The organism is Brevibacterium sp. LAARM3_SD1, from assembly GCF_057364765.1.
Genome location: NZ_JBNFOL010000023.1, coordinates 13,229 through 37,127, shown reverse-complemented (window position 1 = coordinate 37,127; position 23,899 = coordinate 13,229). Strand labels below are relative to the sequence as shown.

Sequence of the window (23,899 nt, the reverse complement as noted above, 5' to 3'; positions counted from 1 at the left end):
GTTCGCGTGGGGGATTTCGGGGGTCTGAAGGGGTGCTGAGGTGGGTGTCGCTTCGGTGTCGTAGAGCAGAGAAGTCGTCACTGTGAGGTTTCCTCCTTCGATGATGCGCACCGCGAAGCGCGGCTCGCATTAGGGAAACCTACCCTAACTTTCTCTGTTTCCGAAGAGATATCAGTCGGGTTCGCTGACTACGGAAGTAGACCTCTCATCGGGGCCGATGCCGCCTCTCCCCAGCACTCATCAGGCAAGGAGCCCGTTCACACTACGGGTGCATCGGCCGGAAAACGAGCGCGTGGTCTTCGTCACAACAGGGTGTGTCATCCAGCATCGTGAGACAGCACGGACCCCGGTAACCGCGAATTGATGGGTCGATCCACGGTGGTTTCAGCCCGCAGACCACCGTGGATCGACCCAACAATCTGCTCGGGCGCTGCAGAGTCACAGCCGCCCGTTGAAAGGCCAGGAATTCGCCCCGCGCCGTCGGCATCCACATAAGCAAGAAGCCGCAGCCTCCGCGAAAATACGGAAACTGCGGCTTCTCATCGACCAGAGGCATCTCCGTCAGATGTGCCCGCCTACGTCACTTCACGACGTAGTTCGGGGCCTCGACGGTCATCTGGATATCGTGCGGGTGGCTTTCTTTCAGTCCTGCCGTGGTCAGACGGACGAACTTGCCCTTGGCCTTGAGCTCGTCGACGGTGCGCGCGCCGACGTAGAACATCGTCTGGCGCAGACCTCCGGTGAGCTGGTGGGCGACCTGCTTGAGGTGACCGCGGTAGGCGACTCGGCCTTCGATACCCTCGGGGATGAGGTCGGTATCGGTGGCGATATCGGCCTGGAAGTAGCGGTCCTTCGAATACGACTTGCCCTTGCGCGGAGCCATGGCGCCCAGCGAGCCCATGCCGCGGTAGGCCTTGTACTGTTTGCCGTTGACGAAGATGAGTTCGCCCGGCGACTCGTTGCAGCCGGCCAGCAGGGAGCCGAGCATGACGGTGTCGGCACCGGCGACCAGGGCCTTGCCGATGTCACCGGAGTACTGGAGTCCGCCATCGGCGATGACCGGAACTCCGGCGGCTCGGGCGCCTGAGCGGCGAGGTGGACGGCCGTGACCTGCGGGACGCCGACACCGGCGACGACACGGGTGGTGCAGATCGATCCGGGTCCCACGCCGACCTTGACGGCGTCGACTCCGGCCTCGACGAGCGCCTGCGCGCCTTCCTTCGTGGCGACGTTTCCGCCGATGATCTGCACGGCGGAGAACGCCGGGTCGGACTTGATCTTCTTGATCATGTCGGTGACTCCGCGGGCGTGGCCGTTGGCGGTGTCGACGACGAGGACGTCGGCTCCCGCCTCGGCGAGCATTCCCGCGCGCTCGTAGGCGTCACCGTAGAAACCGACGGCGGCACCGACGCGCAGGCGGCCTTCGTCGTCCTTGGTGGCCAGCGGATATTCCTCGGTCTTGACGAAGTCCTTGACGGTGATGAGGCCCTGGATGACGTTGTTGTCGTCGACCAGGGGCAGCTTCTCGACCTTATGTTCGGCGAGCAGTTCGAAGGCCTTCTCGGCGGCCACCCCAACGGGCGCGGTGACCAGTGGCATCTTCGTCATCGTCTCGGCGACGGTGCGAGTGGGAAATTCGCTGCGGGTGACGAAGCGCAGGTCGCGGTTGGTCACGATGCCCACGAGCACGTTGTTCTCATCGACGACGGGCAGTCCGGAGATGCGGTACTTGCCGCAGATCTCGTCGAGCTCTTCGAGCGTCTTGTCGGCAGTGATCGTCAAGGGGTCGTTGATCATGCCCGATTCGGAGCGCTTGACGTAGTCGACCTGGTTCGCCTGATCCTCGGCAGAGAGGTTGCGGTGGATGATGCCCAGACCGCCGATGCGGGCCATGGCGATCGCCATCCGGGATTCGGTCACGGTGTCCATAGCCGCGGAGACGAGCGGGATGTTGAGCTCGATCTCCTTGGTCAGCCGGGAGGCCGTGGAGGCTTCGGAAGGGATGACATCGGTGTCGCCTGGCAGGAGGAGGACATCGTCATACGTGAGTCCCGTCAGCGAGAACGGATCGTTTGCGGCCTGTGATTCCTGCTCAGGGTTTCCCATGAAGACAGCCTTTCGACGCGAAGATACGGTGGCTCAATGCTATCGGAGCCAGAGTCTCGACCGCTATGGGTTCAAGCACCGGGCACTGTGAGACTGGCTACACAGGAAATGCTGTGGGAATCGCGCTAGAGCAGGGCGTTGAGTCGCGTGAACGGCAAAGTGTCCGAACGCCGGCCCCCTAGCGCCCCTCCCCCACGGACCGTGCGAGGTCGAGCGTCGAGGCTTCGGAATCGTCGAGGTGGATGCGCAGCAGTCCTTCGGCCCCCTGCCGATCCCCGGATTTCATCTTCTCGAGGATGTCCCGATGCGGATTCGCCCAGTGCGAGTGGTATTTGCCGGGTTCGGGCGAGCGCGAGAACGTCGTCGACAGCCGAGCCATGAGGTTGAGGTAGAACTCATCGAGCAGCGGTGAGCCCAGCAGCCCGACGATCGCCCGGTGGAACGACGCCGAGTGCTCCTGGGCATCCGCCCAGGTTTCGTTCTTCGGTGCGGTCTCGGCCCGGACCACGGAGGCTTCGACGGCGGCCATCGCCTCGTCGGTGGCGTCCTGCGATTCCTGGACGGCGCGGATTTCGAAGACCCGGCGGGCGCGGTAGAGGTCCTTGAGTTCGTCGATGCCGAAGGTGGAGACGAAGAAGCCCCGGTTGGGTTCCTGAGTGAGCAGCCCGGCGTGGCGCAGCAGGCTCAGCGATTCGCGGGCGGTGTTGCGCGAAACGTTGAACTCCTTGGCCAAGGCACCATCGCGGACCGGGCTTCCTGCCGGGTACTCACCGTCGGTGATGCGGGTGCGGACAAGGGCGACGATGGCCTCTGATGTGCATCCGGGGGCGTGTGGACTCATAACACCAGGCTACCGGGTTTCGCCCGGATCGGAGCTGACCGCAGCAGGATCGAGGCCGAGTCCGCTCTCGAATCGTCGGCTCACTCCGGTCAGCGGATCGTCGAATGCGATCTCCGCGGCCAACAGCTGCAGCGGCGATGAGAAGTCGTAGGGGTCCGGGGCGAGGTCGACCGGATAGACCGGATCACCGAGGATGGGCAGCCCGAGCGCGTTCATGTGCACCCGCAGCTGGTGGGTCTTGCCGGTGACCGGCTCGAGCTCGTACTCGGCAACCCCCCGCCGAGGCGGCGCTTCGTCCTCGCCCCTTGTTCGATCACGAGGTTCGACGTCGGCATCCTCTCGCCGAGACGGCGCACCGACGGCGATGTCCAGTTCAGTCGCGGTGGGGCTGGGTCCAGAGATTGACGGGACGGCGCGCACCAGGCGGATCCGGCTGATCGCGTTCGACTCCCCCGCGACTTCGAGGACTTGGCGTCCTCCGACGGGCTTCACCAGGCGTGATTCACGGACGAGCGGAAACTCCATGTCTGCAGGTGGTGCCGGGGCCAGGGCGCGGTACGTTTTGTGGACCCTGCGGTCTTGGAACAGGCGCTGGTAGCGGCCGCGTGTCTCGGGCCGTTTCGACAGGACGAGCAGTCCGGCGGTGATCCGGTCGAGGCGATGGATGGCGACGAGGTCGGGCTGGTCGAGGTCGACGCGCAGACGGGTGACGACGCATTCGCGGACGAAGCGTCCGTTCGGGGTGCTGGCCAGGAAGTGGGGTTTGTCGACGACGAGCAGGTCCTCATCCTCGAACACGATGCCGACTTCGAAGGGGATTCGTTCTTCGGGCGGGACAGGACGGTGGAAGAAGTAGAACCCGCCCGGGATGACCGGATCGTCCCAGGTCACCGGGTGCCCCGCCTCGTCGCGGAGGTCCCCATCGGTCAGCAGCGCCCGTCGGGATTCGGGGGCCGCCTCGGGGAATTCGGATTCGAGCCATTCCCCGATGGAGTCGGGAACGGGCAGGTGATTCTTGGCGTGAGTGGCCTTGCCACCGGGGGCGCGCAGCGCGGTCGCCGAGATTCCCTCTCGAGGCGGAAGCGGACTGCGGGGCATGGGCCCAGTCTATGCGGTGCCGCCTTCGTCGCGGTCGCGAATGCACTGGCGCGGAACCGCACGAAGTCTGCCGGATACCTCAGATCCGCGGAGGATTCCGCAAAACTCCGAGACGCCTTCGGAATCCCGGCGGATGAGGACCTATGGTGGGACACATGGACCGCATCGAACTTACGCAGGATGTGCTCTGCGAGAAGGTCGTCACGCCGATTGTTCTCGGCATGTTCGCCAACTACGAGTGGGACAGCATCGCGATGCTTCGCGATACCGACGATGAGCGTCGGCTGATCGCGCGGATCGTCGTCGCCGGGGAGGCCATTGAAGTCCTCCTCGATTTCCCCGGAAATGATGAGAGCCTCTATGACATGCAGGAGCGGCTGGTCGAGGAGTTCCGGGCGTTCATCGAAACGTCCGAATTCGGCGCGCGCCGCACTCCGGAGTGGGAAGCCGACTCACTCGCCCTCGAGCAGAAACCCGCTGTCGTCACCCGCACTCCCCGACCGGACTTCGACGGCCCGCCGGACTGCGTACAGCGGCACCTGCGCAACCGCAGCCGGGTCATGCGCGTCGACCGCCGCCGCTGCGTCTCCGCCCACCGCCGCGGCTGAGGCTCCCGGCACCGCTCGCGACTGAAGCCCAGTCTGAGGTGGGCAGCCCAGTTTCAAACATGGGCTATTCAACTCAAACTGTGCTATTCGCCGCGCCGACCCCGGTCCCGCACCTCACACGGCTTCGAGGGCCTGGACGGGACTGATCGACGTCGCCGCTCGGGCAGGTTCGCGGCTGGCAACGAACACGGCGACGAGGGTGCCTGCGACGACGGCGATGACGACTACCCAGGGCACGCTCGGCGCGAAGAGTCCGAGCAGGGGCGAGAGCAGGGTAAGCGCGCCGACCCAGCCGAAGCCGATACCCAGCGGCACGGCAACCAGGCACGCGGTCAGGCTCAGCTGCAGGCCTTCGGCCGTGATCATCCGCCGCACGCGCTTCGGGGTTTGGCCCAGTGCCATGAGCAGGCCGATCTCCTGAGTGCGCTGCCGCACGGAGAGCATGAGCGTGTTCGCGACGCCGATGACGGCGATGATCACGGAGAAGAGGATGAGGGCGAAGGCGAACAGCATCGACTTGTCGATGACGGTGGCCAGCGCGTCCTCGAGACCGCCCCACCCCTCTTCGCCGAGGGAGCGCGCATACCGCAGCAGCTGATCGCGGAAGGTGGTCATGGCGGTGGCGAACATGACGATGAGCGTGATGCCGATGACGAGCCCGATGACCGTGCGCGCGTTCCGGGTGGGATGGCGGGCGATCGTCGATGCGGCCAGCCGGGACACCGCGGTGCGTCCGACCAGCCAGCCGATCGCCGCCTGCACCGGAGGCAGGATCCACGGATGACCGATGACGACACCGAGGAACGTCAGACTCGACCCGAACGCAGTGAGCACCACGCTCATCAGGCTGATCCGATGGTCGGCGGCTCCGATCACGGAATTGACGAGGAACGTCAGGCCCATGGACAGCAGAATCAGCGAGGCGGTGAGTCCCCCGAGTGAGGCACGGGCATCCTCGGGGCGGCTTTCGACCGCCTGCGAGGTCGCCTCGATCGGAGAGATCCCGGTGATGCGGCGCGCGCCCAAGTACGCCGACAGCCAGGTCACGATGATGGTGGCGAGCGCGGGAACGGCCATGGTCGGGGTGAGGAGAGCGACCTCCTCGGTGATGGCGTTGCCCAGGTAATTCTGGGCCGCTTTCGCCAGCCCGGTCGACGCTGCGAAGGCGAGCACCGCGGCGGGGACGGAGATGATCAGCCCCTCCACCGAGGCGGCCCTGCGCAGCCGTTTCGACGACGCCCCGATGAGGCGCAGCAGAGCCAGTTGGCGGCTGCGGCCGGCGACGATGATCGAGAACGTGTTCGCGATGACCATCGCGGAGACGAAGAGGGCGATGAGGAAGAAGGTGATTCCGACCATCGAGAGGAAGTTCTGTGCTGTCTCGGATTCGGCGATCATCTTCTCCGACGACAGCCATGCCGTGAGAATCGCGACGCCCTGCATGATCGCGGTGCCGAAGAGGGCGGCGATGAAGACGACGAGGACGCTGGGGAAGAACTGCCGCGGGTTGGTTCTGATTTCGCGCAGCGGGTTCATCGGCTCACCGCAGTCTCGGCGCGCTCGTCGATGTCGAGCATGGTCGCGGCGATCGCCTCGGCGCTGATGGATTCGCTCAGCTCCGTCACCGGGGTGCCGTCGGCGATGAAGACGACGCGGTCGGCGTGGGCGGCGACGATCGGGTCGTGGGTGACGAGCACGATCGATTGGCCGAAATCGCGGACAGCTTCCGACATGATCGCCATGACTTCGCGACCGGACTTCGCATCGAGGTTGCCGGTCGGCTCGTCGGCGAAGAGGACGTCGGGGCGGGTCGCGAGCGCCCGGGCGATGGCGGTGCGCTGCTGTTGGCCGCCGGAGAGTTCATTGGGTCGGTGTTTGAGCCGGTCTTCCAACCCGAGGCGGTGGACGACCGTGGAGATCCACGCGCGTTCGTCGGCGTTGGGTCGACGGTCGTCGAGCTCGAAGGGCAGCCGGATGTTCTCTTTGACGGTGAGCGTCGGCACGAGGTTGAACGCCTGGAAGACGAATCCGATCCGGCGACGGCGCAGGGCGGTGAGATCGTCGTCGCGCAGCTTCGTGATCTCCTCGTCGCCGAGGTGGACCGTGCCGGAGGTAGGCCGGTCGAGTCCGGCGAGGACGTGCATGAGTGTTGATTTCCCCGAGCCCGAGGGTCCCATCACCGCGGTCAGCTTGGCCGGTGCGATATCGAGGCTGACTCCGCTGAGAGCCGTGACCGCTGCCCCTTTCGGATCGAAGACCTTCGAAACGTCGCGAAGTCTGGCGATGGGCGTCGTTGGGCCGGTGGTCATAGATTCCTCATGCGTCGGTGCAAGCTGTCCTTTCCAGACTAACGAGGATCAAGCCTCAGAAACATGATAAGCGACTGACCAGTAGGTGTGAGCCAGCTGTGTGAGCCAGGTTCTCTGCCCGCGCGCAGCCAGCTGTATGCGCCGCCCATCGGCGACGCCTGGGACCGCACCGGCCGCGCGCCCTGGCCGCGTGCGCCACGTTGTGGTCCACTTGGGAGATGACGAATCCAGCGCTCCATCTCTCAACGTCCATCGACGCCTCCCCCGCCGAGGTGGCCGCCTTCGCCGGCGATCCTGCGAATCTTCCGGCGTGGGCCGCGGGACTGAGCAATGGAATCCGCGAAGAGGCCGGCCGCTGGATCACGGACTCACCGATGGGCGAGGTCGAGGTCCGCTTCGGCTCGCACACTGACCTCGGCATCCTCGATCACGACGTGGTCTTCCCCGACGGCACCATCGTGCACAATCCCCTGCGGGTGCTCGCCAACGACACCAGCGCCGAGGTTGTCTTCACTCTGTTCCGTCTGCCCGGTGTCGATGATGCCGAGTTCGACCGCGACGCGGACATGGTCCGTGCCGACCTCGCCCGCCTGCGGACCCGTCTCGAGAACGCTCACGGCTCCGGCACAGTCTCAGACGAATAGCACTGTTTCAAACATGGGCTGCTCAACTTTTTCTGTGCGCTCGCGGACAGGTGGCGCCGCCTCGGTGAGGGTGAATACGACTGTGAATACGACGGTGGCCCGGAACGTGATGTTCCGGGCCACTGTCGCGGTCAGAGGTGACTCAGTCCGAGCGAGTGGCTCAGGCCTCGTCCTCCTCTTCCTTCTTCTCGACGACCAGGGTCTCGGTGGTGAGAACCAGGGCGGCGATGGATGCGGCGTTGCGCAGTGCCGAACGGGTGACCTTGACGGGGTCGATGATTCCGGCGCCGATGAGGTCGCCGTATTCGTCGCTGGCGGCGTTGTAGCCCTGGCCGGACTCGAGGTCCTGGACCTTGGCGATGACGACGTAGCCGTCCTGGCCGGCGTTGGCGGCGATCCAGCGCAGCGGCTGGACGACTCCGCGCTTGACGATCTCGGCGCCGGTGAGTGCGTCACCGGTGAGGCCGAGGTCGTTGCCGTCGAGGACCTTCGCAGCGTGGATCAGAGCCGATCCACCACCGGCGACGACGCCCTCTTCGATGGCAGCACGAGTAGCGGACACGGCGTCTTCGACGCGGTGCTTGCGCTCCTTGAGCTCCACCTCGGTGGCGGCGCCGACCTTGATGACGGCGACTCCGCCGGAGAGCTTGGCCAAGCGCTCCTGCAGCTTCTCGCGGTCCCAGTCAGAATCGGTGTTCTCGACCTCGGCGCGGATCTGTGCGACGCGACCGGCAACAGCATCGTCTGAACCTGCACCATCGATGATCGTGGTGTTGTCCTTGGTGACGGTGATGGTGCGGGCGTTGCCGAGCTCTTCCAGGGTGACCTGGTCGAGCTTCATGCCCATGTCCGGGGTGACGACCTGGCCACCGGTGAGGACAGCGAGGTCCTCGAGGATGGCCTTGCGGCGGTCACCGAAGCCGGGAGCCTTGACGGCGGCGACGTTGATGATTCCGCGCAGCTTGTTGACGACCAGCGTCGACAGTGCTTCGCCCTCGATGTCCTCGGCGATGATGAACAACGGCTTGCCGGCCTGCTGCACCTTCTCGAGGACGGGCAGGAGCTCCTGGATGTTGGAGATCTTGCCCTGGTTGATGAGGATGAGCGCGTCGGAGAGCACAGCCTCCTGGCGATCGGCGTCGGTCACGAAGTGCGGCGAAAGGTACCCCTTGTCGAACTGCATTCCTTCGGTGATCTCGAGCTCGACGGACGCGGCCTGCGACTCGTCGATCGTGATGACGCCGTCCTTGCCGACCTTGTCGAAGGCATCGGCGATGAGCTTGCCGATCTCAGGTGACTGAGCCGACAGACCGGCGACGTGTGCGATCTCCGAGGAGTCGGCGACATCGCGGGCGATGGTGCCCAGCTGCTGCGAGACGGCCTCGACGGCGGTCTCGATGCCGCGCTTGAGCTGACCGGGTGCGGCACCTGCGGCAACGTTGCGCAGTCCTTCGTTGACGAAGGCCTGAGCGAGAACGGTTGCGGTGGTGGTTCCGTCACCGGCGATGTCGTTGGTCTTGGTGGCGACTTCCTTGGCCAGCTGTGCGCCGAGGTTCTCGTACGGATCGTCGACCTCGACCTCACGGGCGATGGTCACACCATCGTTCGTGATCGTGGGAGCGCCCCACTTCTTGTCGAGCACGACGTTGCGGCCCTTGGGTCCCAGAGTCACCTTGACGGTGTCGGCCAGGGTGTTGACGCCCTTTTCGAGTGCACGACGGGCTTCGTCGTTGAATTCCAATGATTTAGGCATTCGTCCTCCTGTCAGTGAAGTTGTTGTTCAGGGGATTCAGCCGATGACTGCGAGCACGTCGCGAGCCGAGAGCACGAGGAACTCTTCGCCTGCGTACTTGACCTCGGTGCCTCCGTACTTGGAGTAGATGACCTTGTCGCCGACGGCGACGTCGACCGGCACGCGGTTTCCGTTGTCAGCAACGCGGCCCGGGCCCACTGCGACAACTTCGCCTTCCTGAGGCTTTTCCTTGGCGGTTTCGGGAATGACCAGACCACTGGCGGTAGTCTGTTCTGCTTCGACCTGACGGATGACAATCCGATCTTCGAGTGGCTTGATGGAGACCGACATATCGGGCCCTCTCCCTTCGCTGGGTTCTATTTCATCGAGTCAGACGGCGGCTGCTGCCATGAACCTCTCGTCGTCGCGGGTGCCGAGCGGTTCGACCGTCTCATGAAACTGGCACTCAATGAGTGCTAGTGCTAATTCGACTCTAGAACGCTCTTAGCACTCGGTCAACTTGAGTGCCAGCAATTCGTCATGCTCTGGGCGAAAGTTCAGATTGGCGCTTCCGCCCCGCTCCCGACAGGCATCAAAAAGCGTGGGCCCCGAGGATCTCTCCTCGGGGCCCACGCTCCTTGCTGACCGCCTCAGCTCAGTTGTCGATATCTGTTGTCAATGGCGGCCAGAGCTCATGGCCTATCAGACGTCCAGTCGGCGACTGCGGCTCTGATCTCAGATCAGGCGCAGGCCCACTGACCCCAGCCGGCTTCGGCCTGCAGCTTCTTGGCGCGATCGAACTGCTCCTGCGGGCTGGCATCGATCGGGTTGCCGCTGCCGCCCATGGCCTCCCATGTGGCGAGCTTGAACTGGAACAGACCGAAGTGTGCGTTGTTCGACTGGTTCACCGCACGGGGGTTGAAGTTCGATTCGCACTCGGCGATCTGGTACCACTTCGACCCGGGTCCACCGAGCATGGCCTTGATCTCTGCGGTGCTCATGTCGCCGCCTCCGGAGCCGGAGCCGCCGCCGGTGCTCGAGTCGCCGCCGGAGTCACCGGAGTCGCCCGAACCGGAATCGCCGGAGTCGCCCGAGTCGGAGCCGCCGGTGTCAGCCGGCTCTTCCTTCTTCTTGGTGCCCTGGATGACGACCTTGGTCTTGGGTTCGGAGAGGACCTTCTCGTCCTTCTTCTCCTTCTTGACCTCTTCGCCGTTGATCGTCTTGACCTTGTAGGTGACCTGCTTCTCGCCGTCCTTGCCTTCGGTCTCGACCTTGGTCTCGCCCTCATAGAGGGAGTCGGACTTCTTGGTCTCGACCTCAGCCTTGATGGGCTGCTTGTCCTTGACGGTGTCGTTCTTCACGCGGTTGACGGTGAGAACCTGGCCGTCGGAGACCTCAGCGGACATCGGCACGGAGAGGAAGTCGTCCTTGTCGAGTTTGACCCCCGTGTCCTTGAGCGCTTCCTTCGCGGTGCCCACAGCGGCCGAGACCTTGTGGTCCTTGCCGTCGGCGACGACGGTGAGGTTCTTCGCGGTGGTCACCTCGATGTCATTGCCCTGGTCCTTCAGGCGCTGGCTGGCCTTCGCGTTGAGGTCGGCACCCTTCGCGTCCACACCGAGGTCGGCCAGAGCCTGACCCACGGTGTTCGCGTTGGTCCATTCGTTCGTTTCCTTGCCATCGACGGACAGCGCAACCTTCTTCGCCGTGTTGACGGTGATCGTCATGTCACGGTCGACCTTGGTGCCCACGCCGGGCTTGACCTGGTCGCGCTTATCGACATCGATTTCGTGGCTGTCGAGGATGTCCCCGACCGTTCCACCGAAGGTCCGGATCTCTTCCGCCTGTCCGTTGACCTCCAAGGTCACAGGCTTGTTCATGGTCACAACTGCGCCCGTGCCACCGACGAGTCCGGTGATCACGACCGCCTGTGCAGCGATCTGAACCTTGCGGTTCTTCAGAAAATCAATCACAAAAATATCCCTGAGCAGAGTTTATCGACCTGTTCACTGTAACCGATTCGTTACAAGGTTCGCAAAATATCACGGAAATGTAACGGTGTGAGTTTCCTGAGGGCGTGTCTGACCTGGAGTTCCCCGTGTTTTCGGGGCGTTCCCAATCGTGATATTTCCTCGCCGAGGCGGCCCCACGTCGCGTTATCCCGCTCACAGAACGCGGGGAGGAGTCCGGCCCAGGTGCGACTGTGCGACATCCAGCCGGGTGCCGGTTCACGCTTGCCGCGGGTTGGGTCCCAGTCCCGACCCCGCGCGCGCCGAGGTCCAGTTCCCGCTTCCCCCGGGTCCGGCTCAGTCCCAGCTGCCGAGGGCTCGCTCCGCGTTGTTCCACACTGCCGCGCACAGCTCCTCTTCGCTCATCCCGCGCACTTCGGCGAGTTTCCGCGCCGTGATCGCGGTGAGGTAGGGACCTCCCGGCTTCCCGCGGTGCGGATGCGGGGTGAGGAAAGGCGCGTCGGTCTCCGTCAGCAGCAGCTCCAGCGGAGCGGCCGCCGCGGCGCGACGCAGCTCGTCGGCGTTCTTGAACGTGAGGTTGCCGGCGAAGGACATGTAATAGCCCTCGGCAGCGCATTCGCGAGCCATCGCTTCATCACCGGAGTAGCAGTGGAAGATCGTGACCTCGGGAGCGCCTTCCTCTTTGAGGATGCGCAGCACATCGGCGTGTGCCTCCCGATCGTGGATCTGCAAGGCACGTCCGGTGCGCTTGGCGATCTCGATATGGGCCCGGAAGGAGCGCTGCTGTTCGGCGACGCCCTCCTCTGCCGTGCGGAAGTAGTCGAGACCGGTCTCCCCCACCACGCGCATGCGATCGTGCGAGCTCACGAGTGATTCGATCTCGGTCAGCGCATCGTCGAGCAGGCCACGTTCGGCCAGCCGCGGTGCCTCGTTCGGATGCAGGGCGGCTCCGCCGATCATCCACGTCCGGCCCTCGGCAGGAGGAGTGGGCACGGTCCGGCGGTCGGCCGCCTCCGCGGGAGAACCTGAATACTGCGACGCCACGAGCGCGGTCGTCCACCGGGCTGCCGGAAGGTCGCAGCCGATCTGGACGATGCGACGAACCCCAGCCTCGGCGGCGGTGTCATGGAAGAAATCCAGCGACGGGAACTCTTCGTCCTCATCCGGGGTGACCTCGGGTTCGGGTTCGCCGGCACCCAGCGGCAGCCGAACACCCGTGCAGATGTCCAGGTGGGTGTGGGTGTCGACGATGGGGTGAGCGAGCGGTTCGGGCACCGGTGGATAGGTTCCGGCGGCGCGCGAGGCCATTATTCGGTCTCCTCCACGAACTTCGGGAACACGGGTTCGGGCTTCGGCAGGGGTGTGCCCGGCTCGAGCGGGGACTCGACGGCCGCGAACGACCGGGGATCCGCCTCGGCGGCGGCGATTCCATCGGCAGCGGCCTCGGCGACATTCGGTGCCAGGGCGGCCGAAGCGTAGGCGGCACCGGCGGCGACGCCGATGGACGCACTCGCGGACACGGCTCCCATCGCCTCGGCGCCGGAGCCGGAATCGACGGCGGTCGGCAGGACCTTCGCACCGGCCTCACCGACGCCCGCGGGCACACCGAGGAGGTCGAGGATCTTGCCCGCGGATTCGGGCATGACCGGCTGGATGAGGATGGAGATGATGCGCACGACCTCGATCGTCACCCACAGCACGGTGGCCATGCGAACCGGATCGGTCTTCTTCAGCTTCCACGGCTCCTGAGCGGAGAAGTAGCGGTTTGCCTCCGAAAGCACCTTCCAGCAGGCCTCGACATAGAGGTGGAGGGCCTGGGTGTCGACGTGGCGACGGGCGGTGTCGGGTACGGCACGGGCGAGGGCGAGGAGCTTCTCGTCCGCCTCGGTGAGCTCGCCCGGCTGCGGAACCTGGGCGTCGCAGTTCTTCTGGATCATCGACAGCGACCGCTGGGCGAGGTTGCCGTACTCGTTGGCGAGGTCGGAGTTCTTACGGGTGATGATCGAGTCCTTCGTGTACGAGCCGTCGTGGCCGTAGGAGAACTCGCGGAAGAGGAAGAAGCGCAGGGTGTCCAGTCCGAAGGCGTCGACGAGGTCGAGGGGGTCGACGACGTTGCCGACGGACTTCGACATCTTCTCACCGGAGTTGAAGAGGAAGCCATGGGCATGGACGCGCCCCGGCAGCTCGATGCCGGCGCTCATGAGGAACGCGGGCCAGTAGACGCTGTGGAAGCGGATGATGTCCTTGCCGATGATGTGGACGTCGGCGGGCCACCACTTCGCGAACTTCTCCTCGTCGTCCGGGAATCCGGCGGCGGTGATGTAGTTCGTCAGGGCGTCGATCCACACATACATCACGTGCTTGTCGTTGCCGGGCACCGGCACACCCCAGTCGAAGGTGGTGCGGGAGACCGAGAGGTCCTTGAGCCCGGAGGCGACGAAGGAGGCGATCTCGTTGCGGCGGGAGTCGGGGCCGATGAACTCGGGATGGTTCTTGTACAGCTCGAGCAGCTTGTCCTGGTACTTCGAGAGGCGGAAGAAGTAGGACTCCTCTTCCGTCCAGGTCACCTCGGTACGAGTCTCCTTGGACAGGCGGACGCCGTCGACGACCTCGGTTTCGTCATCGGTGTAGAAGGCCTCGTCGCGCACGGAGTACCAGCCCGAGTACGTGTCGAGGTAGATATCGCCGGCTTCTTCGAGCTTGCGCCAGATGGCCTGCGAGGCGGTGTAGTGGTCTTCGTCGGTGGTGCGGATGAACCGGTCGAAGGTCGAGCCGAGGGCGAGTTGAGTGTCGCGGAAGTTCTTCGCGTTGTCGTCAGCGAGCTGTTTGGGGGTGATGCCGAGTTTGTTCGCCGCCTGCAGCATCTTCAGCCCGTGCTCGTCCGTGCCGGTGCAGAAGAAGACATCGTGATTGTCCAGTCGCTTGAACCGGGCGATCGTGTCGGCCGCAATGTACTCATAGGCATGCCCGATGTGAATGGCCCCGTTGGGGTAGGCAATCGCTGTCGTCAAGTAGTAACCCATAGGGAACTCAGTCTAAGGGACGCCGCCGCACAGCCGCGCATGGGCGGGTGCGGTTGGGACGTGGGTGGGACCGCGAGTGAGGATTCGCTAGTGGCACGGTTTGAGTCAAGAAGCACCTGTTTGAACAAGTGCCAAGCGCCTCAAACTGTGCCGTCACCGTTCCCGGCCCCATGAAACACTTCGGCGAGGACGAGTCAGAGAATCAGCCTGTTGCTGCAACGGCTTCGCAGCTCGGGCGCCTGGTGAAACAGTTTCTCGCTGAACAGCTTCGGCGAGTGAACTTCGCTGAATTTGAAACGAACGACTTTGTATCCCATAGCCAGCACACGATTGTGCTGTCGGCTCTCCTTGCTCATGACGTCGAAGCCTCCATCGACGTACTTCTGCGTCCCATCGACATAGAGAGCAATTCTGTCCTCCCGGAAAAGGAAATCGAGTCTCGTCAGCCGTCGACCTCGGTCGATGATGTCGACCTGCTGGGCAAAGTCGTGCAACCCGAGCAGGTGCAGATTGAACGCCGCTTGGCTTTCCGCATAGCTTTCGGACAGCGGTGAGGCGAGTCTTGCTAGTCTCGACGCAATCATCTTTCCCTTGGCCAGTCGTCTGATCGGAGATAGAAAGAGGTCGATCTGTGCTTGGGGTACATCGTCAAGCAGGTGCGGCGGATAGCCGAGCTTGAAAATGCGGTCCTCGTCGTCGCCAAGCATATGTCGCCGAAGCACCTGCTCCATCGCCGCAAAACCGGCGGCGTTACCAAGTTCGCTACGAAGATCCAGCACGGTTCGAGCCGGCGTTGTCACTCGCAGCCCCTCAACAGTGCAGATGTCTTCTTCCGCGATCAACCTGCGTCGACGCACCAGTTCGCTTGTCCGCGTACTCGCTGCCGGATGGAACACCGACACTGATGTATCCGGCTCATTGAACATCCCGATCCTATGCAAGCGTGCAGCGGAGACTCCGCAGATGATGTCGTCCGGGCGAAAGTGCGGATAGTGGACGATCCGCAGATGTTTCAGATGTTCTTCATACCTGCGTGCATAAGCAGGTTCGCTGCTCAGGCCCGCTTCATGCTGCTCGAGCCAGGGCACGTCCGTTGCGAAGGCGGAGAACCGCCTGTGTGCTCGGACGTCGCACCTTCGGATCACCGAATACACGCCTCGAGACAATCGCTTCAGACAGCAATCCAAGGCTCCCCGGATCTCCGTTGTTGAGAGTCCGACATTGCGCAGGTCCTGGAAGAAGACAATATTGCTCTTCATTTCGCCACCATGTCGAAACGCGGTCAACAGCGACAAGACCTGATTCGAAGGCTGTGGATACGGCCTGACCATCCACAGCCGGGAGGAGGACGAGTCTGCGGAGACCCTGCATGCCACTGCGTCTGGGTCGTGACGATGTACTGGCGCCCGGGTCTTCGCCTCAAGTCAAGCCGAACCCAGGCCCTAGCTGCTGACGGCCCCGTTTGAGTCGGAAAGCACCTGTTTGAAACCGTGCTTTCTGACTTCGAGTGTGCCGTAGCCATCCACAGCGGGAGGCGTACCAGTCGCGGCCGGCGAGGGCCTACCTCTCACTCGCGGTGAAGCCAGGCCTCGTAGACGTCGCGCTTCGACAGGCCGAACTTCTTCGCCACCTGACCGGCGGCATCCTTGGCGCGCACACCGGAGTCGACCAGCGCGCTGACCTCACCGAGGTGGTCCTCCGGAGCCGTTTCGACCTCCGTGGCGCCGGCGAGCACCAGGGTCAGTTCCCCGCGCAGACCGTCGGCGGCTTGGTCGCGCAGGGATCCGACGTTTCCGCGCAGTGTCTCCTCAAAGGTCTTCGTCAACTCGCGGCTGATGGCCATGGGACGGTCGATGCCGATGATCTCGGCAAAGTCGTCCATCGCGTCGGCGATGCGGTGCGGGCTTTCGAAGAAGACCATCGTCCGCTTCTCAGCCTTGAGCTCGGTCAGCAGGGTCTTGCGCTGCCCGGACTTGCGGGGCAGGAACCCTTCGAAGCTGAACCGATCGCTCGGCAGCCCCGAGACCGCAAGGGCCATGAGCACCGCAGACGGACCCGGCGTCGAGGTGATCGGCAGTCCCGCCTCGCCGCAGGCCTTGACCACGCGGTAGCCGGGATCGGAAACTGCGGGCATCCCCGCGTCGGAGAGCAGAACAACTGTCTCACCAGCAGCGATGATGTCGACAAGCTCGGGCGCTCGGTGGCCCTCATTATGGTCGAAGACGCTGATGACCCGCTTCGTATGCGTGAGGTCGAGCCGCTGCGCCAGGGACAGGAACCGGCGTGTGTCCTCGGCGGCGATGACATCGGCGGTCTCGATGGCCTCCCGCATCCGCGGGCTCGCATCGCCGAGGTTGCCGATCGGAGTCCCGACCAGGATAAGTCGTCCGCCGGTGAGTTTCGGACCCCGCCCCGCTGGGGCGAGATCGCCATCGGTGCGGTGGTCGGCCGCCTCGGCGAGGTCGCCGTCAACTCGGTGGTCGGCCGCTTCGGCGGGATCCTCGTCCGAGGTGAACTCAGGATTCGGAATCGAGGAATCCTCGGTCACGAAGCCCCTTCAGCAGCGAAGATCAGCGCGAACATCCCGAGGTAGAGGAGGATCATGAAGACCCAGAAGAGGATCCAGAGGATGGTGCCGATGTAGCCGACCCACAGAGCCGCGATCGCCATGCCGTCGCCGCGCTCACCGCGTTCCTTGATCTGCTTGCGGGCGATGTGGCCCATGATGATGCCAGCGATGCCGCCGATGAAGACCGACGAGATGACACCGAAGATCGAGGCGCACATGCCGACGATAGCCAGCACGTTCGTCGGCGGAAGCTGCTGGTACACATAACCGGGACCGCCGGCGTACTGCGCATTGGCCGCGTAGGCGTTGTTCTGGCTGTACGACTGGGCACTGTATGAGCTGCCCGCGTTCGACTGGGGCTGCTGGTAGTACATGTCCGGATTGTTCCAGTTGTTCTGGCTGCTCATAGCGAAGTCTCCTTGTGGTTGCCTTCAACGGTACAGAGTCGTCGGTGGCGGCAAAAGGTGGGGCGGTTACAGGTCAATCACAGTTGGGGATGCGGACCGTGGGATGGGATGCCGGTTCTGCCTTGCCGGGGCGGGCTCCCCCGAAGGGATGCGGCATCAGCTGACGGTTCCTCCTCCGGCGGTGATCGCCGCGCCGATCATGAGGGCGATGACGCCGAAGTAGATCAGCCAGAACGCAACCCAGAAGAGCACGCTCAGGTAGCTCAACCACAGCCCGGCGACGGCCATTCCGTTGCCGCGTTCACCGCGAGCTTTGATCTGCGAGCGGGCTATATGGCCGAAGATGATGCCGACGATGCCGAGGAGGAAGAACGTGGAGATGAACGAAATGAGGCCGAGCACCAGCGCGACGATCGACGAGGAGTTCGTCGGCGCCCCCTGCTGGTAGACGACGACCGGAGCCCGATTTCCGTAGGTCACCGGCGCCTGAACCAAGGCAGGCGCGTGGACCGGTGCGGGCGAATGGACCGGTGCGGGCGAGTGAACCGGCGCGGGTGAGTGAACCGCGACGGGGGCGTGGACCGAACCGTTCGATCCGGTGTAGGTGTTCCCGAGGGGCAGTACGCGAGTGTTCATGTCCGTTCCGTTCCGCTGGCTGTCGTTGCTCGTCAGGTCTGTTCCGGGCCGTCTTCAACGGTTGTCCCGATGTCTGAGATCAACGCTACCCACGTGCGGCGAGCGCGGTGGCCGAATCGTGTTGCAGTCCTGCACCACGCGTTGCAGAACACCCCCGCCGAGGCGGCCCGACCGTCCCATATCCGCGTGACCTCGGGAGTCGTCCGAGGTCACGCGGAGCGGCTCAGTAGCTGCTCATCATGCCCAGGAAGCCGATGCCCATGATGCCGATCATGATGATCGCCATGAGCAGGCCCAGGGCAATGGTCACGTAGCCGATGATGAGACCGGCGATCGCCTGTCCGCGGCCTTCTTCGCCGGTGGTCTTGATCTGGCTGAGGCCGATGTGGCCGAAGATGACGGCGAGAATCGGTGCGATCCACAGGAGCATCGCGATGATGCTGAAGATGACGCCGATGATCGGAACCATCGACAGCAGGCCGCAGACGAATCCTCCGCCGATTCCGGCGATGCCCATCCACATCGACCACACGGCCATCTTGTTGGGTGCGGGACGGACGAAGACCGGCTGCGCGCCGTAGGTCATCGGCTGACTGTACGCACCCGGCTGACTGTAGGCATCGTAGGCGTTCGGCTGGCTGTACGCGCCGGGCTGACTGTAGGCGTTCTGCTGGCCGTAGGCGCCGGACTGTCCATACGAATCCTGCTGACCGTACGGCTGCCCCTGCGAGTACTGCCCGGCACCAGACCCATACTGACCTGCACCGGAACCGTACTGCCCTGCACCAGACCCATACTGATACTGACCTGCGCCGGAACCGTACTGGCCCGGCTGTCCCTGTCCGGGCTGCGGCTGGGATCCATAGTTGTTGTTGAACTGCTGCGAGCCGACCTGGGGAGGATCGCTCGGGCGATAGTTGGGGTTGTTCGACACGTTGTGCACCATTTTCGCTCGGACTCCGGCTGTCTCCCACTACTCTAGTGATGCACGCAGGCGAATGCCCAAGAATCCTGCTCAAGGTGCCGAACCTCATGCCGAGCCGGCCCAGCCGACCGCCCCGCCTGCTGTCAGCGCACCCCGCACATCCCCGCCGGCCGCAGCAAACCCACCCAGCACTCCCCCGTTCCCCACCTCTCCGACCGCCCAGCCCCTCAACAACCGCTGTCTTCCCTGCGGGTCGCATGAGAGCCCCGCCCGCCGAGATCTCTAAACTGGACTCCGATGACACACACCGCAGACTCCCTGGCCCCCACCAGGCGCATCGCCCGCGAGCGCCTGGCGAGGAAACGCGAAAAAGTGCGTGCCGGCGCCGCTGCGATGCGCCGCGAAACCTTCCACGCCGGCATGTGGGCCACCCGCGCACCGCTGTGGATGTGGCCCACGCTGCTCGTCATCACCGGAATCGGCGCGACCCTGCGCCTCTTCCGCCTCGACTTCCCGCATCGCCTGATCTTCGACGAGACCTACTACGTCAAGGACGGCTACTCGGTCATCAACTTCGGGTACGAACGCTCCTGGCCCGAGAACGCCGACGACTCCTTCAACGCCGGCGACCCCAGCGTCATCGAGCCCACCCCCGAATACGTCGTCCATCCACCCCTGGGCAAATGGCTCATCGGGTGGGGCATCGACCTCTTCGGCGCCGACGATTCGTTCGGCTGGCGCTTCACCGTGGCAATCATCGGCACCCTGACGATCTTCCTCCTCGGCGTCATCGCCTGGAAGCTCTTCCGCTCGGCGTTCTTCGCCTGCGTCGCCGCCGGCCTCCTCGCCATCGACGGCGAGCACTTCGTCCATTCCCGCACGAGCCTGCTCGACATCGTGCTCATGGCCTTCGTCCTCCTCGCCTTCTTCTTCATCCTCCTCGACCGCGAGCAGGTGACGAAACGCTTGGCCACCTGGACCCGATCGACGACGAATCCCTCGCCCCCATCCACTCCCACCGAGGCGGCACCAGCCCCCACATCGAACCTCACCGAGGCGGCGCCGACGCCCACGTCGACCCACGCCGAGACGACCGTTGCCACCCCTTCCGACCCCAATGAGGTCCCCCGAACCTTCCCGACCGAACTCAGCGAGTCGATTTCCTCAACGGTCACGGTCACCGAGGCGACCCCGCCCACCGCGGCAGCCCGACGTCGGCGTCACACCCAGTCCAGGGACGTGATCAACTTCGGGCCCCGCCTCGGCGTGCGTTCGTGGATCTTCGCGGCAGGGATCAGCCTCGGTCTGGCTGCGGGAGTGAAGTGGTCAGGTCTGTATGCATTGGCGGCGTTCGGGATTCTGCTCGTCCTGTGGGATGTGCATTCGCGGTATCGGGCCGGGGTCGTGCATCCGTGGCTGGGCATGTTCATCCGCGACAGCATCCCGTCGTTCTTCAAACTCGTGCCGATCGCGGTCGTGACCTATCTGGTGTGCTGGACCGGGTGGATCCGGTCGGACGGTGCGTGGGACCGGCAGTGGGCGGCTGAGAATTTCGGCTGGTGGCGTGCACTGCCGGAGTGGCTGGACTGGCTGCCGTCGCTGGCGCACTACCACTACACGGCGTATTCGTTCCACGTCGGACTGGACTCGGAGCATCCGTACATGTCGAACCCGTGGGGTTGGATCGTGCAGTGGCGGCCGACGTCGTTCTACTACGAGTCCTACGAGAAGGGCGATATGGGGTGCATGGCCGCGAAGTGCTCCTCGGCGATCACCTCGGTGGGCAATCCTGTGATCTGGGGCTTGGCCGCCTTGGCGGTGCTCGTCTGCCTCGTCGTGTGGATCATCCGCCGAGACGTCCGCCCTGCTGTCATCCTCGCTGGCCTCGCCGCGACCTGGCTGCCATGGTTCGCCTACCAGGAGCGGACGATATTCACTTTCTACACGATCGTCATGGTGCCGTTCGTGGTGCTCGCAGTGACGTACTGCCTGACCCTCGTCTGGGGACGGGTGCCTGCGGGTGGGCGGGCGGCTGTCACCGGGCAAGCGGCCGCGCACCAGGTCGGTTCGCCGTCGGTGCCGTCAGCTTCGGCCGCTGAGCGAATGGCGGCTGGGCCGGTGAAGAAGCAGCGTTTCGCCCGGATCTCGGCGGCGCTGTTCGCCAGGCGGCTGAGCGTCGGCCTCGTCCTCGTCGCAGCCATCCTCGCCTTCGCCTACTTCTGGCCCATCTACACCGGCGAAGTCATCCCGTTCTCGGCCTGGAACAACCGCATGTGGAACATCACCTGGCGCTGATCGGCTGACGTTGGCGTGTACTTGCGCGCCGCACTGGCGTCGCCGAACCACGCCGCTGACAGCTTCGAGCTGCACCTCATTGAGTTCTGTTCGACCTGTCAACGAGTTCTGTTCCACTCGTCATCGCCTTTTGAGCAGATACTCGTATTCGAACCGGATTACTCGTCCAAAAGTCGATGAGACTCCCACCGGCTCTGCCCACTCAGCATCCATCGTCCGCCAACCACCAGCGCATCGGTCACGGGTTCGCCATCGAAGGGTCGCCTCGGCGACATAGCGTGTTCACCTCGAGGTAACACCCCGTCGTTAGCGTCGAATCATTGTGAATGACCAATCGACGACCTACGAGCCCAACGCAACCGAGTTTCAGTCGGAAATGAAGCCGGATGCGCGTACCACCGTGGCCGTAAATGAGGCGGCAGAAAGCACCTCCCCCACTCCCCACCGCACCGTCGCGATCATCCCCGCGCGCGGAGGATCCAAGGGCATCCCGCTGAAAAACCTGCAGAAGGTTGCGGGAATCTCGCTGCTGGCCCGCGCCATCAACGCCGCCCAGGCCAGCCCCAGCATCGACCGTGTGGTCGTCTCGACCGACCACGACGGAATCGCAGCCGAAGCCGTCCGCGCCGGCGCCGAGGTGGCCCACCGTCCCGCCGAGATCGCCGGAGACACCGCAACCAGCGAATCCGCACTCATCCACACCCTGTCGACCCTCGACGAGGACTTCGACATCACCGTGTTCATGCAGTGCACCTCCCCGTTCATCGACTCCGCCTCGATCGAGAACGCAGTGCGCACGGTCCGTGACGACGACGCCGACGTCGTCTTCTCCGCCGTCGAAGACCACTCCTTCCTGTGGCGCCTCGACGACGACACCCAGGCTGTGGCCGTCGGACACGAAGCCAACTTCCGCCCGCGCCGCCAGGACCGCGCCAAGCACTTCAACGAAACCGGCGCCTTCTACGTCATGCGCACCTCCGGCCTCATCGAGCACGAGCACCGCTTCTTCGGCCGCATCGGCATCGAGGAGGTCCCGCCCGAGCACGCCCGCGAGATCGACGACATGTCCGACCTCACCCTCGTCCGCGCTATCGCCTCGACGCAGGAGACCGCGCAGGTCATCGACGTCGACGCCCTGGTCACCGACTTCGACGGCGTTCACACCGACGACGGTGCCTACGTCGACGAGGACGGAAACGAACAGGTCCGCGTCCACCGCGGCGACGGCATGGGCGTCTCCCGCCTCGTGAAGTCCGGCGTGCCCATGATGATCCTGTCGAAGGAACGCAACCCGGTCGTCACCCGCCGTGCGGAGAAGCTGGGCGTCGACGTCGCCCAGGGCATCGACAACAAGGCGAGCATCCTCGACGCGTGGATCACCGCCAACGACCTCGACCCGGCCCGCGTGGCCTACGTCGGCAACGACATCAACGACCTCGAGGCCTTCGACGTCGTCGGTTGGCCCATCGCCGTCGCCGACGCCCACCCGCGGGTCCTCGCTGCCGCCCGCGTCATCCTCGATCGGCCCGGCGGACGGGGTGCGGTGCGTGAGGTCTGCGACCTCATCCCGATCCCCGCCGAGGCGGCCGAACCACTTCCGAATCCGACCCTGACCTCACTGCGGTCGCCCACCGGACACCCATCGACCTTGGCAGGCCACCAGTCAGAACATCTGGCCGGCCACCAGTCGGCGGCCATGTCCGGCCACGCGTCCGCCTTCCCCGACGATCAACCGTCCGTCCCGCGGCACCAGCCGCAGTTCACCCACCGCGCGGAGATTTCGCGTGCCAACCGAAAGCAGGTTTCATGACTGATCAACTCGCCCCCGTGGCCATCGGAGAGCACCTCGTCGGCCCGAACCAGCCCGTGTACATGATCGGTGAGATCGGCATCAACCACAACGGCGACGTCGACATCGCCAAGCAGCTCATGGATGTCGCCGTCACCGCCGGTGCGCAGGCAGTGAAGTTCCAGAAGCGCAACCCCGAGGTGGCCGTCCCCGAACACCAGAAGTCGAAGATGCGCTCGACCCCGTGGGGCGAGATGACCTACATCGACTACAAGCACCGCGTCGAATTCGGCATCGAGGAATACGCCGAGATCGACCGCTACGCCAAGGAAGTCGGACTCCAGTGGTTCGCGTCCCCGTGGGACACCGACTCCGTCGACTTCCTCGAGAACGAATTCGATGCGCTGACCTACAAGGTGGCCTCGGCCTCGCTCACGGACTTCGAGCTGCTGCGCGCGATCGCCGCCACCGGCAAGCCGGTTCTGTGCTCCTCGGGCATGTCCGATTGGGAGACCCTGGATAAGGCCGTCGAGGTCTTCGATCCCGCCTTGCTCGTGCTCATGCACGCCACCTCGACCTACCCGCTGCCGCCCGAAGAGGTCAACCTCAAGGCGATCCCGGCCATGCGCGAACGCTACGGAGTTCCCGTCGGCTACTCCGGTCACGAGCTCGGTCTCGAGATCTCGTTCGCCGCTGCCGCACTGGGCGCCGTGACCATCGAACGCCACATCACCCTGGACTCCTCCATGTGGGGCTCCGACCAGTCGGCTTCGATGGAACCGCGCGAGTTCGCCTCCCTCGTCAAGGGCGTCCGCGTCCTCGAAACCGCGTTCGGCGACGGGCAGAAGCGCGTCATGCCGGGTGAAGAGTCGAAGATCGATTCCCTGCGCAAGGTCACGGCCTGACCTGCAGCTGACACCGGGATCGTCCCGGACCTGAGCGTTGATTCG

The 23,899-nt window shown here is 64.5% G+C and carries 19 protein-coding genes and 1 pseudogene; 5 read left to right on the top strand and 15 right to left on the bottom strand.

Annotation, left to right across the window (positions count from 1 at the left end; all coding sequences use genetic code 11):
• Positions 1-580: 580 nt before the first annotated feature.
• From guaB to AC2W7L_RS12940, 3 genes and pseudogenes are all read right to left on the bottom strand, one after another.
• Positions 581-2,106, bottom strand: a pseudogene (gene guaB, locus AC2W7L_RS12950) (IMP dehydrogenase).
• A 178-nt stretch (positions 2,107-2,284) separates the two neighbouring features.
• Complete coding sequence (locus tag AC2W7L_RS12945; protein WP_025776861.1) at positions 2,285-2,947, bottom strand: GntR family transcriptional regulator; 663 nt, start codon at positions 2,945-2,947, stop codon at positions 2,285-2,287.
• 9 nt (positions 2,948-2,956) lie between these two features.
• Entirely contained in the window at positions 2,957-4,045 is a 1,089-nt protein-coding gene (locus AC2W7L_RS12940; protein ID WP_486004792.1) for a pseudouridine synthase, read from the bottom strand.
• A 155-nt stretch (positions 4,046-4,200) separates the two neighbouring features.
• Between AC2W7L_RS12940 and AC2W7L_RS12935 the strand changes: the two genes are divergently transcribed.
• A complete protein-coding gene (locus AC2W7L_RS12935; protein ID WP_486004791.1) occupies positions 4,201-4,653 on the top strand; it encodes a hypothetical protein in 453 nt (150 codons plus the stop codon).
• Between the two features lie 114 nt (positions 4,654-4,767).
• On the opposite strand, the gene AC2W7L_RS12930 is transcribed toward AC2W7L_RS12935, so the two are convergent.
• Both AC2W7L_RS12930 and AC2W7L_RS12925 read right to left on the bottom strand, forming a co-directional pair.
• Positions 4,768-6,189, bottom strand: a complete 1,422-nt coding sequence (locus tag AC2W7L_RS12930; RefSeq protein ID WP_486004790.1) for an ABC transporter permease — start codon at positions 6,187-6,189, stop codon at positions 4,768-4,770.
• Positions 6,186-6,962, bottom strand: a complete 777-nt coding sequence (locus tag AC2W7L_RS12925) for an ABC transporter ATP-binding protein (protein ID WP_486004789.1) — start codon at positions 6,960-6,962, stop codon at positions 6,186-6,188. The genes AC2W7L_RS12930 and AC2W7L_RS12925 overlap by 4 nt, the downstream gene beginning before the upstream one ends.
• 218 nt (positions 6,963-7,180) lie before the next feature.
• Between AC2W7L_RS12925 and AC2W7L_RS12920 the strand changes: the two genes are divergently transcribed.
• Positions 7,181-7,606, top strand: coding sequence for an SRPBCC family protein (locus AC2W7L_RS12920; protein ID WP_486004788.1), 426 nt, complete (start codon positions 7,181-7,183; stop codon positions 7,604-7,606).
• A 160-nt stretch (positions 7,607-7,766) separates the two neighbouring features.
• Here the strand turns inward: AC2W7L_RS12920 and groL are convergent, their stop codons facing one another.
• The 10 genes from groL to AC2W7L_RS12870 all read right to left on the bottom strand — a co-directional run bounded on the left by groL (position 7,767) and on the right by AC2W7L_RS12870 (position 18,874).
• Positions 7,767-9,359, bottom strand: coding sequence for a chaperonin GroEL (gene groL / locus AC2W7L_RS12915; protein ID WP_167198433.1), 1,593 nt, complete (start codon positions 9,357-9,359; stop codon positions 7,767-7,769).
• A 36-nt stretch (positions 9,360-9,395) separates the two neighbouring features.
• Positions 9,396-9,689, bottom strand: a complete 294-nt coding sequence (gene groES / locus AC2W7L_RS12910; RefSeq protein WP_039209993.1) for a co-chaperone GroES — start codon at positions 9,687-9,689, stop codon at positions 9,396-9,398.
• 389 nt (positions 9,690-10,078) lie between these two features.
• Positions 10,079-11,308 (bottom strand): ubiquitin-like domain-containing protein, encoded by a 1,230-nt coding sequence (locus AC2W7L_RS12905; RefSeq protein WP_486004787.1) that lies wholly within the window; start codon positions 11,306-11,308, stop codon positions 10,079-10,081.
• Between the two features lie 333 nt (positions 11,309-11,641).
• A complete protein-coding gene (locus AC2W7L_RS12900) occupies positions 11,642-12,613 on the bottom strand; it encodes a TatD family hydrolase (protein WP_486004786.1) in 972 nt (323 codons plus the stop codon).
• On the bottom strand, positions 12,613-14,328 hold the full coding sequence (gene metG, locus AC2W7L_RS12895; protein ID WP_486004785.1) for a methionine--tRNA ligase: 1,716 nt from the start codon (positions 14,326-14,328) through the stop codon (positions 12,613-12,615). The genes AC2W7L_RS12900 and metG overlap by 1 nt, the downstream gene beginning before the upstream one ends.
• A 194-nt stretch (positions 14,329-14,522) precedes the next feature.
• Complete coding sequence (locus AC2W7L_RS12890) at positions 14,523-15,623, bottom strand: hypothetical protein (RefSeq protein ID WP_486004784.1); 1,101 nt, start codon at positions 15,621-15,623, stop codon at positions 14,523-14,525.
• A gap of 272 nt (positions 15,624-15,895) precedes the next feature.
• Positions 15,896-16,876 carry a 16S rRNA (cytidine(1402)-2'-O)-methyltransferase gene (gene rsmI / locus AC2W7L_RS12885; RefSeq protein WP_486004783.1) on the bottom strand — a complete coding sequence of 327 codons (981 nt, stop codon included), beginning with the start codon at positions 16,874-16,876 and terminating at the stop codon, positions 15,896-15,898.
• Positions 16,873-17,304, bottom strand: a complete 432-nt coding sequence (locus AC2W7L_RS12880; RefSeq protein ID WP_101554169.1) for a DUF4190 domain-containing protein — start codon at positions 17,302-17,304, stop codon at positions 16,873-16,875. The genes rsmI and AC2W7L_RS12880 overlap by 4 nt, the downstream gene beginning before the upstream one ends.
• A gap of 156 nt (positions 17,305-17,460) precedes the next feature.
• Positions 17,461-17,940 carry a DUF4190 domain-containing protein gene (locus tag AC2W7L_RS12875; RefSeq protein WP_486004782.1) on the bottom strand — a complete coding sequence of 160 codons (480 nt, stop codon included), beginning with the start codon at positions 17,938-17,940 and terminating at the stop codon, positions 17,461-17,463.
• Positions 17,941-18,163: 223 nt separating this feature from the next.
• Positions 18,164-18,874: a DUF4190 domain-containing protein gene (locus AC2W7L_RS12870; RefSeq protein WP_486004781.1), complete on the bottom strand. Its 711-nt coding sequence runs from the start codon at positions 18,872-18,874 to the stop codon at positions 18,164-18,166.
• A 288-nt stretch (positions 18,875-19,162) separates the two neighbouring features.
• On the opposite strand from AC2W7L_RS12870, the gene AC2W7L_RS12865 reads away from it, so the two are divergent.
• The 3 genes from AC2W7L_RS12865 to AC2W7L_RS12855 all read left to right on the top strand — a co-directional run bounded on the left by AC2W7L_RS12865 (position 19,163) and on the right by AC2W7L_RS12855 (position 23,854).
• The gene (locus AC2W7L_RS12865; protein WP_486004780.1) at positions 19,163-21,160 is read left to right on the top strand and encodes a phospholipid carrier-dependent glycosyltransferase; all 1,998 of its coding nucleotides are present in this window, start codon (positions 19,163-19,165) and stop codon (positions 21,158-21,160) included.
• A gap of 400 nt (positions 21,161-21,560) precedes the next feature.
• Positions 21,561-22,970, top strand: a complete 1,410-nt coding sequence (locus AC2W7L_RS12860) for a cytidylyltransferase domain-containing protein (RefSeq protein WP_486004779.1) — start codon at positions 21,561-21,563, stop codon at positions 22,968-22,970.
• Positions 22,967-23,854 (top strand): N-acetylneuraminate synthase family protein, encoded by an 888-nt coding sequence (locus tag AC2W7L_RS12855; protein ID WP_486004778.1) that lies wholly within the window; start codon positions 22,967-22,969, stop codon positions 23,852-23,854. Before AC2W7L_RS12860 ends, AC2W7L_RS12855 begins: the two co-directional genes overlap by 4 nt.
• Positions 23,855-23,899: the final 45 nt, after the last annotated feature.

Bases quoted from the DNA above. Each gene is read 5' to 3' on its own strand.
- AC2W7L_RS12945 (WP_025776861.1), bottom strand. From the start codon at position 2,947: ATGAGTCCACACGCCCCCGGATGCACATCAGAGGCCATCGTCGCCCTT.
- AC2W7L_RS12940 (WP_486004792.1), bottom strand. From the start codon at position 4,045: ATGCCCCGCAGTCCGCTTCCGCCTCGAGAGGGAATCTCGGCGACCGCG.
- AC2W7L_RS12935 (WP_486004791.1), top strand. From the start codon at position 4,201: ATGGACCGCATCGAACTTACGCAGGATGTGCTCTGCGAGAAGGTCGTC.
- AC2W7L_RS12930 (WP_486004790.1), bottom strand. From the start codon at position 6,189: ATGAACCCGCTGCGCGAAATCAGAACCAACCCGCGGCAGTTCTTCCCC.
- AC2W7L_RS12925 (WP_486004789.1), bottom strand. From the start codon at position 6,962: ATGACCACCGGCCCAACGACGCCCATCGCCAGACTTCGCGACGTTTCG.
- AC2W7L_RS12920 (WP_486004788.1), top strand. From the start codon at position 7,181: ATGACGAATCCAGCGCTCCATCTCTCAACGTCCATCGACGCCTCCCCC.
- groL (WP_167198433.1), bottom strand. From the start codon at position 9,359: ATGCCTAAATCATTGGAATTCAACGACGAAGCCCGTCGTGCACTCGAA.
- groES (WP_039209993.1), bottom strand. From the start codon at position 9,689: ATGTCGGTCTCCATCAAGCCACTCGAAGATCGGATTGTCATCCGTCAG.
- AC2W7L_RS12900 (WP_486004786.1), bottom strand. From the start codon at position 12,613: ATGGCCTCGCGCGCCGCCGGAACCTATCCACCGGTGCCCGAACCGCTC.
- metG (WP_486004785.1), bottom strand. From the start codon at position 14,328: ATGGGTTACTACTTGACGACAGCGATTGCCTACCCCAACGGGGCCATT.
- AC2W7L_RS12880 (WP_101554169.1), bottom strand. From the start codon at position 17,304: ATGAGCAGCCAGAACAACTGGAACAATCCGGACATGTACTACCAGCAG.
- AC2W7L_RS12875 (WP_486004782.1), bottom strand. From the start codon at position 17,940: ATGAACACTCGCGTACTGCCCCTCGGGAACACCTACACCGGATCGAAC.
- AC2W7L_RS12865 (WP_486004780.1), top strand. From the start codon at position 19,163: ATGACACACACCGCAGACTCCCTGGCCCCCACCAGGCGCATCGCCCGC.
- AC2W7L_RS12855 (WP_486004778.1), top strand. From the start codon at position 22,967: ATGACTGATCAACTCGCCCCCGTGGCCATCGGAGAGCACCTCGTCGGC.